At 71.6% G+C, this 8,671-nt stretch carries 12 protein-coding genes; 8 read left to right on the top strand and 4 right to left on the bottom strand.

Annotated features, from left to right (window positions below; translation table 11 throughout):
- Positions 1-2: 2 nt before the first annotated feature.
- On the bottom strand, positions 3-440 hold the full coding sequence (locus ACFFCA_RS04035; RefSeq protein ID WP_375482050.1) for a Rieske (2Fe-2S) protein: 438 nt from the start codon (positions 438-440) through the stop codon (positions 3-5).
- A 115-nt stretch (positions 441-555) separates the two neighbouring features.
- Between ACFFCA_RS04035 and ACFFCA_RS04030 the strand changes: the two genes are divergently transcribed.
- From ACFFCA_RS04030 to amaP, 7 genes are all read left to right on the top strand, one after another.
- Positions 556-1,644, top strand: coding sequence for a glycosyltransferase (locus tag ACFFCA_RS04030; protein WP_375482048.1), 1,089 nt, complete (start codon positions 556-558; stop codon positions 1,642-1,644).
- A gap of 99 nt (positions 1,645-1,743) precedes the next feature.
- A complete protein-coding gene (locus ACFFCA_RS04025) occupies positions 1,744-2,220 on the top strand; it encodes an Asp23/Gls24 family envelope stress response protein (RefSeq protein WP_375482046.1) in 477 nt (158 codons plus the stop codon).
- Entirely contained in the window at positions 2,217-2,555 is a 339-nt protein-coding gene (locus ACFFCA_RS04020) for an Asp23/Gls24 family envelope stress response protein (RefSeq protein ID WP_375482044.1), read from the top strand. The genes ACFFCA_RS04025 and ACFFCA_RS04020 overlap by 4 nt, the downstream gene beginning before the upstream one ends.
- A gap of 305 nt (positions 2,556-2,860) precedes the next feature.
- The gene (locus tag ACFFCA_RS04015; RefSeq protein ID WP_375482042.1) at positions 2,861-3,043 is read left to right on the top strand and encodes a DUF2273 domain-containing protein; all 183 of its coding nucleotides are present in this window, start codon (positions 2,861-2,863) and stop codon (positions 3,041-3,043) included.
- Entirely contained in the window at positions 3,040-3,468 is a 429-nt protein-coding gene (locus tag ACFFCA_RS04010; RefSeq protein WP_375482040.1) for an Asp23/Gls24 family envelope stress response protein, read from the top strand. The genes ACFFCA_RS04015 and ACFFCA_RS04010 overlap by 4 nt, the downstream gene beginning before the upstream one ends.
- Positions 3,469-3,479: 11 nt before the next feature.
- Positions 3,480-4,022 (top strand): DUF6286 domain-containing protein, encoded by a 543-nt coding sequence (locus ACFFCA_RS04005; protein WP_375482038.1) that lies wholly within the window; start codon positions 3,480-3,482, stop codon positions 4,020-4,022.
- A complete protein-coding gene (gene amaP, locus ACFFCA_RS04000; protein ID WP_375482036.1) occupies positions 4,022-4,597 on the top strand; it encodes an alkaline shock response membrane anchor protein AmaP in 576 nt (191 codons plus the stop codon). The genes ACFFCA_RS04005 and amaP overlap by 1 nt, the downstream gene beginning before the upstream one ends.
- Positions 4,598-4,988: 391 nt before the next feature.
- Here amaP and ACFFCA_RS03995 read toward each other — a convergent pair whose 3' ends face one another.
- From ACFFCA_RS03995 to ACFFCA_RS03985, 3 genes are read right to left on the bottom strand one after another with little or no spacing between them, the layout of a single operon-like run.
- Complete coding sequence (locus ACFFCA_RS03995; protein ID WP_375482034.1) at positions 4,989-5,765, bottom strand: flavodoxin; 777 nt, start codon at positions 5,763-5,765, stop codon at positions 4,989-4,991.
- Positions 5,762-6,607: an oxidoreductase gene (locus tag ACFFCA_RS03990; RefSeq protein ID WP_375482032.1), complete on the bottom strand. Its 846-nt coding sequence runs from the start codon at positions 6,605-6,607 to the stop codon at positions 5,762-5,764. Before ACFFCA_RS03990 ends, ACFFCA_RS03995 begins: the two co-directional genes overlap by 4 nt.
- Positions 6,608-6,628: 21 nt before the next feature.
- Complete coding sequence (locus tag ACFFCA_RS03985) at positions 6,629-7,522, bottom strand: aldo/keto reductase (protein WP_375482030.1); 894 nt, start codon at positions 7,520-7,522, stop codon at positions 6,629-6,631.
- A 244-nt stretch (positions 7,523-7,766) separates the two neighbouring features.
- On the opposite strand from ACFFCA_RS03985, the gene ACFFCA_RS03980 reads away from it, so the two are divergent.
- Positions 7,767-8,639 (top strand): helix-turn-helix transcriptional regulator, encoded by an 873-nt coding sequence (locus ACFFCA_RS03980; RefSeq protein ID WP_375482028.1) that lies wholly within the window; start codon positions 7,767-7,769, stop codon positions 8,637-8,639.
- The last annotated feature ends 32 nt before the right edge of the window (positions 8,640-8,671 follow it).

Here is an 8,671-nt window from a genome sequence, read left to right as displayed (position 1 = left end):
GCCTAGGGCTCACCCCGTCGGGTGGGCCCTAGGCCGTGCCAGCGGCACCGCAGCGTGCTGCCGACCACGGGACAGTCGTCGAGCGCGGCGCCCAGGTGCGGGCAGGCGCCCGGGCCGGCCACCAGACGCCCGTCGGCGGTGCGCCAGAAGACCACCTCGCGCCCGGCGACGGTGCGGACCACCGAGCGGGTCGTCGCGAAGCCCGCGGAGGACCCGACGGCGTACCACCCACCGGGGTCGCGGCCTTCGGCCACGGCGAGGGCGGCCGCGATGCGATCGGGATCGGCCTGCCGCCAGGTCGCGCCCAGCCGGGCCGGGGGAGTGCGGGGGAGCCGCACGATGGGGATGCGGCGGGCTGCCGCCTCGGCCGGCGCGGGCGCCACGGCGACCTCGTCACCTGCACCGGGGTGGAGCCGGCGGACGGTGTCGGTCAAGGCCATCGCCTCCTGGGGGCGGACGAGACTGCGCGCCGCCGTGCGGCGGGCGCCGTACTGTCCATCGTGCCCCGGCGGCGCCCGCGGCTGTCGTGATCGTGCAACGGGAGGGCTCGTAGCTGTGGTGGCGACCGGTCGGGCCCTGGTGGCGGCGGGCACGGTGCTGTCCGTCGCCGGGGCCGTCCACGCCACCGTGAACGCCCGGCTGCTGAGAGCACCGGCGGTGACGCGGGCCGACCTGCCGCTCGTGTCGGTACTCGTGCCCGCCCGCGACGAGGCGGCGGTCGTGGGGGACTGCGTCAGCAGTGTCGGCGCCGCCCGAGAGGTGCTGGTGCTCGACGACGAGTCCACCGACGCCACCGCTGAGCGCGCCCGCGAGGCCGGCGCGCGTGTCGTCCCGGGCGCACCCGTGCCGCCGGGCTGGCTGGGCAAGCCGTGGGCCTGCGCCCAGCTGGTCGAGGCCGCTGACCCGTCCAGCGAGGTGCTGGTGTTCCTCGACGCCGACGTCCGTCTCGAGGACGGCGCCATCGACGCGGCCGTCTCCCTGCTGCTCGACCAGAGGCTCGACATCGTCTGCCCGTTCCCGCGCCAGCTCGCGTGCGGTCCCGCCGAGCGGCTGGTGCAGCCGCTGCTGCAGTGGTCGTGGCTGACGACGTTGCCGCTGCGGCTCGCCGAACGCTCGCCGCGGGCGTCGCTGACCGCGGCCTGCGGTCAGTTCCTGGTGGTCCGTCGTGACGCGCTCGAGCGGGCCGGCGGCTTCGCGGCCGCGCGGTCGGCGGTGCTCGACGACGTCGCGCTGGTGCGCGCCGTGAAGCGGGCGGGCGGCCGCGGGGGCGTGGTCGACGGCTCGCAGGTCGCGTCCTGTCGCATGTACCGGAGCTGGCCGGAACTCCGGGACGGGTACGGCAAGTCGCTGTGGTCGGCGTGCGGGTCCGAGCCCGGAGCCGTCGTCGCGATGGCGGTCCTGACCGTGGCCTACGTGGTGCCGGGGGTGGCCGCCGCGTTCGGGTCGCGCATCGGCGCCGTGGGTTACCTGGCCGGCGTGGGCGGGCGCTGGGTCTCGGCGCGGCGTACCGGGGGCCGGGCCCTGCCCGACGCCTTGGCCCACCCGGTCTCGATCGCCGTCCTGGACTGGCTGATCGTGCGCTCGGTGGTGCAGCACCGGCGGGGTGTTCTGCGTTGGAAGGGCCGGGCCGTCCGTCTTGGGTAATTCCCATCCGGTTTGGGCAGGTTGACGGTGTAAGGCAGCCGGGCGGCGCTGAACACGCAGCGTGCCATCCGGACCCGCTGCCGTCTCGAAGGAGTTGCTATGGCTGACGTGACGAGCAAGACCCCCGACCGGACCGCGTCCGGGAGCGAGCAGAGCACCGAGGTCGTGACGAACAGTCGGCTGAACACCGGCGACGGCAAGATCACCGTCGCGCAAGGGGTGGTGTCCAAGATCGCCGGAGTCGCCTGCCGCGAGATCTCCGGGGTGCACGCCATGGGCACGTCCGGCACCCGTGCCTTCGGCGCCATCCGTGAGCGCATTCCCGGCAGCTCCGGCCCGAGCGTGACCCAGGGCGTCGGCGTCGAGGTGGGCGAGTCGCAGGCGGCCATCGACCTGGACATTGTCGTCGAGTACGGGGTGGCCATCGCCGACCTCGGCCAGAGCATCCAGCGCAACGTCAAACAGGCCGTCGAGCGCATGACCGGTCTCGAGGTCGTCGAGGTCAACGTCAGCGTCGACGACGTGTACCTCCCCGACAGCGGCGGCGATGACGAGGGCCCGTCGCGCGTGGCATGAGCTCGATCAACCCGCAGCCGCACCTGATCGACGGCGTCGACGTTCCCGGCGTCGCCGAGGCGGTGCGCGCCTGCCCAGGTGTGGCCGACCTCGACGAGGGTCTCGCCGGGTCGGTCGTCTCCTACCTGCCGGGTTCCCGGGTACCCGGCGTACGCGTGGACGCCGAGCGGGTGACCGTTCAGATACGTGCGCAGTGGGGGGTTCCGGTCGCGGAGCTCGGCCGGCACGTTCGTGCCGCCGTGTCGCCGCTCGTCGGCGGCCGGACGGTCGACGTTGTCGTCTCCGACATCGACACCCCGGCGTCCGACGGCGCCGATTCTCCGGGAGCGGGGTGAGTCGCCGTCGACAACCACCCCAACGACCAGCGGGTCGACCACCGCAGCGCCCGGCGCGCGTTCGTCCGGGATCACCACCCCGATCGCGGTGGTGATCCGGCGGCGTTCGTCGCCGGTCTCGCCGCCTTCGACCGGGCGGCCGGCCGCGCCGCCGACACCGTGCGCGTCCAGGTCGTCCGCCGCACGGCCTGGCCGCGCCGACTGGTACGAGCGGCGCAACGTCGCGTCCGGTCCAGCCCACCCCGGGTGCGCTGAGCCTGCTTCGACACCACCACATCGAACGGTCTAGGGAGAACGAGGACAACATGAACCGCACCGCACTGGCGACCGTCGTCGGACTGGTACTCGGCTGGGCCGTCGCCTTCGGCGACTTCGGCAAGATGCTCATCGTCGCGCTGTTCGCCGCCATCGGCTACGTCATCGCCAAGGTCATCTCCGGCGACATCGACATCAGCCCGTACGTCTCCGGACGTCGCGACCACCGATGACCGGCGCGACCTCCGAGGCCACGGCGCAGACGCAGGACCGCCCGTCGTCGGCACACCCCGGGCGTACCGAGCTGGGGGCGATCTCCGTCGAGGACCGGGTCGTCGCCAAGATCGCGGCCCAGGCCGTGCTCGAGGTGCCTGACGCGGGCACGCCCGCGCGCCGGGTGCTGGGTGGCGCCGTGCCCGGCCTCGGCGCGAATCTCGGCGGAGCGCCCAAGGTCGATGTCGACGCGGACCTGTCCGTCGCGACCATCGAGGTGACGGTCAGCGTGCGCTGGCCCGCGTCCGTTCCGAAGGTCACGGCTGAGGTCCGACGGCGCATCATCGACCAGCTGCGCGACCTCACCGGACTGCGGGTCACCGACGTCCGCGTCCACGTCAGCGATCTCGTCACGCAGACCCAGACCTCTGCCCGGGTCCGGTAGGAGGCAGCGCCATGAGACTGCTCAATCGTGCACTTGCCGCGCTGCTCGCGCTGGCCCTCATCGTCGTCGGCGTCCTGCTCATCATCGAGGTGATCGCCGACCGCACCGTGAAGCATCCGGCCGTGACGAAGTGGCACCGCGTCTACCACTGGGCGCAGCACACGTCCTGGACACAAGGCAGCCTGCGGGTGGGGCTCATCGTCGTCGCCGCGGTCGGGGTCATCCTGCTGCTCGCCGAGATCAAGCGCACCCGTGTCACCCGCTTCCGAATCGCCTCGGACGACGCGCACGGCCCGCTCGACGCGGCCTACACCCGCCGCGGTGTCGCCGATGCCGTCCGGACCGCCGTCCTCGACGTCGACGGCGTGCGCGGCGCGAAGGTCGCGGTGACACGACGCAAGGTCACGGTGCGGGCCGCCACCGCGGCGCGGGATTCGGCCGCAGCCGCCGAGCTCGAGCAACCCGCGCAGGACGCGGCGCAGCAACAGCTGGACGCCCTGGAGCTCGCGCACGCGCCGCGGCTCCGGTTGACCGCGACGGAGAGGAAACGCTGATGCACGCCGACCGCACCAACCGCGCCGCCCTCATCGTGTTCGCGCTCGTGCTCATCGCCGGCGCGGGCGCCGGCATCGCGGCCTCCTGGGGCGTGTTCGGACGCACGTTCCAGCACCACGCCCTCACCGACAACAGCGTCTCGCACTACGTCGGTCGACACGGGATCTGGCTGTGGTGGGCCGCGGCCGGGGTCGCCCTCGTCGTGGTGCTGCTGGCCCTGCGCTGGCTCCTCGCGCTGCTCTTCTCGACCGATCGCTCCGGTGACCTGAATGTCGCGAGCGGCGGTGGCAGCGGACGAACCAGTCTGTCCTCGAGCGCATTGACCGAGGCCGTGGCCGAGGAGACCGAGAGCATGTCCGGTGTCGAATCGGCCAAGGCCCGCCTGATCGGCGACCCGGACGACCCGGAACTCGTGCTCGAGGCGCGGATCCGCCACGACGCCGACCTCGCCGGGCTGCACACCCGCATCGTCGAGGGCCCGATCGCGCACGCCCGCACGGCCACCGGACGCGACGACCTTCCGGTGCGCCTCGACCTCAAGGTGTCTGCCGCGAACGGACCGCGCGTCGGCTGAGCGACCGCCGTGGTGGCGCGCCGGTCATCAGACCGGGCTCAGGGCAACTTGATGGTCTGCGCTCTCATCAGCACGCGCGGCGCGGCGTCGAGGTACGGCTCGAGCGGTCGGACCTCGTCACTATCGGACATCCCGGTGAGCAGGGTCGCCCACCCGGATCAGCCCATGTGTCAGCACGACGGTGCGGCGGGCCGTCGGTTGCTCGTCGGCACCGGCCACTCCGAGGGCGCCGACGAGAGCGTGCGCGAACGCGTCCTCGTCCCGATGGCCGTACCAGCCTGCCGAGACGTACGCCCAATCGAGCACGTGCTGCGCGTCGGCGCCACGGCAGAGGCCAGGGCACGGCCGAGAACGCGTCCCGGCCGCGGCCAGGGGTCGTAGGGCAAGGCACTCACTTCGCGGTCGTCGCGTGGCTGAGATTAGTGCGGGTGAGCCAGGTGGTGACGGCGGCGCCCGCTTGGCTGACCCGCTCGCCTTGCACACCGAGGCCGGTGCCGACTCGTGCGCCGGGGCACGCCTGTCGGTAGTCGTCCTCAGTGTTGGCGAGGCCGCTGACGGCGTAGGTGACGACGGGATGGACGGTCTTGCCGCGCAGATTCACGCCGTCGGTGAAGGTGCGCATGATCATGGGGGTGCGGACGTTCCAGATCGGGCTGGCCAGCAGCACGATGTCGTAGTCACCGACGTCGGGCAGCGCCCGGGCGATCTTGGGTCGGGCGTCGCTGTCTTGTTCTCTCACGTTGCGGGCCACGGTGGCGTCGTAGTCGCGTGAGTAGGGTTCGGCGGGCTCGATCCGGTAGACGTCGCAGTTGATCGCGTCGCTGATCATGCGGGCCAGCACCTCGGTGTTGCCGGTTTGCAGGTCACGTCGGCCGCCGTAGTAGTAGTTCTCACCGCGCCGGGAGAAGTAGGCGAGCAGAACACGCCGGCCTGCCGGCCGGTTGCTGTCGGCTCCCGCTGATCGGCTCGAGCTGGCAGCCGCGGCCGGGTTCGACGGCGATCGGCTGTCCGCGCGCGCTGAGCTGCTCGAGCCGGTCCGGTCCGGGCTGTCTGATGTGCAGGCGGCCAACAGCGGGCCGGCGACGACGGCGAGCGCGGTGGCGCCGGTGGTTCGTAGCAGGGTGCGCCGGCTGACGGTGTGTGGGTCTGGCCGCTGCGGTGGGGTCATCGCCCTGCGGGGTCGGCGTCGTAGTCGGTGCTACGCGTGACCTCGTCGAAGGTGTCGAGGTCGTAGTGCAGTGCGTCGAGGCTGGCGCGCACCGCGGCCGCGGCGTCGGTGCCCAGGGCCAGCAGGTACGGGACGTCGCCGGCGTCGATGACGTCGACGAGGGCGGCCGCCGCCTTGTCCGGGTCGCCGGGTTGTCGGCCGTGGCCGGTGTCGTGATCCTTACGGCGTTTCCCGGCGGTCTCGGCGTAGTCGTCGATGGGGGTGACGGCCTGGGTGAGGGAGCGGCCGGCGAAGTCGGTGCGGAACGCGCCAGGTTCGACGGTCATCGCCGCAATCCCCAGGGGGGCAGCCTCTTTGCGCAGCGACAGGGTCAGCGCCTCGGTGGCCGCCTTGGCGGCGGCGTAGTAGCCAGAGCCCTCCGGGCAGACGCGTGCCCCGATCGAAGACAGCGTGGCGATGGTGCCCGAGCGGCGGGCGCGCATGCCGGGTAGCACCGCTTTGACCATGCGGACGGTGCCGAAGACATGGGTGTCGAACAGCTGGCGCACCGCATCGTCCTCGCCTTCCTCGACCGCGGCCCGGTAGCCGTAGCCGGCGTTGTTGATCAGCACGTCCACGGCGCCGAACCGGTCGACCGCGGCGGCGACCGCGGCCTGGACCTGCGTGTCGTCGGTGACGTCGAGGGCCGCAGCGAGCGCGGTGTCGGGGTGGGTGTCGGCGAGGTCCTGCACCGCCGACACGTCGCGGGCGGTGACGACGACGTTGTGGCCGCGCGCCAAGGCGGTCTCGGCGAAGGCGCGGCCGAGCCCGGTGGAGCAGCCGGTGATGATCCAGGTGCTCATGAGCAGCTTCCGTTCACGGGGTCAGGCCTCCGGGATGTCGCGGCCGAAGTCCTCGAGCGTGATGGCCTCGGGCTCGGGTCCGCCGCGCTGGTCGGTGTCCAGGGCGTCGATGGCGTTCAGCTCGTCGCCGGTGAGCTGGAAGTCGAAGACGTCGAAGTTCTCGGTGATGCGCTGCGCCTTGGTCGACTTCGGGATCACCGAGCGGCCCTGCTGGATGTGCCAGCGCAGCATCACCTGCGCCGGGCTCTTGTCATGGGCCTGGGCGATGCCGACGATGGTCTCGTCCTCCAGGGTGCTGGTGTGCTGACCGTCGCGGTAGTGGGTGATGCCGCCGATCGGGGACCAGGCCTGGGTCAGGATGCCGTGTTCGGCGCCGAAGGCCTGGACCTCACGCTGCTGGAAGTAGGGGTGGACCTCGATCTGGTTGACCGCGGGCACCACGCTCGTCTCGTCCAGCAGGCGGGTCAGGTGCTCGACCATGAAGTTGGAGACACCTATGGCGCGGACCTTTCCGTCGGCCAGCAGCTGCTCGAGCGCCTTGTAGGCGGCCAGGGTCTTGTCGAACTCACCGGGCAGCGCCTGGTGCAGGATCAGCAGGTCGATCTGGTCGACGCCGAGCTTGCCGGCGCTCTTGTCGAAGGCGTGCAGCGTCTGGTCATAGCCGTAGTCGCTGATCCAGATCTTGGTCTCCAGGAACACCTCGCCCCGGTCCAGGGTGGACGCCTTGATGGCGTCGCCGACGCCGCGTTCGTTGCCGTAGGCGGCGGCCGTGTCGACGTGCCGGTAGCCCGTGTCCAGGGCAGCCGCGACCGCGTCCCGGGTCTCATCAGGCGGGGTCTGGAACACCCCGAGGCCGATGGTCGGCAGCTGAACGCCGTTGTTCACCGTGAGGTCGGGGACGGTGCTCGTGCTCATCGTGTCTCTCCTGTGCTGGGTTCGGTGTTCAGGTCGGTGCGGCGGGTGTCGGCTGGGTTCGGAGTCTGGATGGATTCCGGTGGCTTCATCGCGTCCTTTGTTCGTCTCGAGCAGCGCCGTGGGCCGGCTACCCATCCCAGTCAACCGGCCGACGCGCGGGCGCGGCAGTGACGGCGTTTCCAGGTACTGGCAGTGCACCCTTCGCACATACCGCATAGGCGCAACGAGCCGTAGCGTCGACGGGGTGGACAACCGCAGCGAGGTACGCGACTTCCTCACGACGCGCCGTGCCCGGCTCACCCCCGAGCAGGCCGGCCTCCCGTCCTTCGGGTCCACCCGCCGGGTCAAGGGGCTGCGCCGCGAAGAGGTCGCCACCCTGGCCGGGGTCAGCGTCGACTACTACAACCGCATGGAACGCGGCAGTCTGAACGGCGTCTCCGACCAGGTGCTCGAGGCAGTCTCCGCCGCCCTGCAGCTCGACGACGCCGAACGCGCCCACCTGATCGACCTCGCCCACTCCAACACCGCCCGGCGGGTCCGCAAGACCGCCCCTCACACCCGCGTCCGATCAGGCCTGCAACTGCTCCTGGACGGGATGACCGACCTGCCCGCCTACGTGCGCAACGGCTGGTACGACATCCTTGCCGTCAACGCCCTGGGCGCCGCGCTGCTACCCGACCTGGCCCCGGACGGCACCGCCATCCGCAACATGGCCCGTTATCTGTTCCTGGACGCGCAAGCTCAAGACTTCTACGCCGACTGGGAGACCGTCGCCCGCGACTGCGTCGCCGCCCTGCGCATCGAAGCCGGCCGCGACCCCTACAACCGACGGCTCACCGACCTCGTCGGCGAACTCACCACCCGCAGCGAACCGTTCCGCACCTGGTGGGCAACCCACAACGTCCGCCTGCACAACAGCGCCACCAAACTCCTACGCCACCCCGTCGTCGGCGACGTCGAAGTCACCGGCCAAGCCCTCACTGTCCCGGCAGACCCGGGACTGACGATCATCGCCTACACCGTCGAGCCCGCCAGCACCTCCAGCGAGGCGCTGCGCGTGCTCGCGAGCTGGGCCGCGACGAGCAGGGCCGTAACCCCTACCGAATACAGCGCTTGATCGGCCCATCGATCGACGACGATGAGGCGGGC

Origin of the sequence: uncultured Jatrophihabitans sp. (assembly GCF_964252635.1) — a bacterium.
In the GTDB taxonomy this organism is placed as follows: domain Bacteria; phylum Actinomycetota; class Actinomycetes; order Mycobacteriales; family Jatrophihabitantaceae; genus Jatrophihabitans.
The sequence above is the reverse complement of the archived record's forward strand: the minus strand, read 5'-3'. Positions and strand labels throughout refer to the sequence as shown.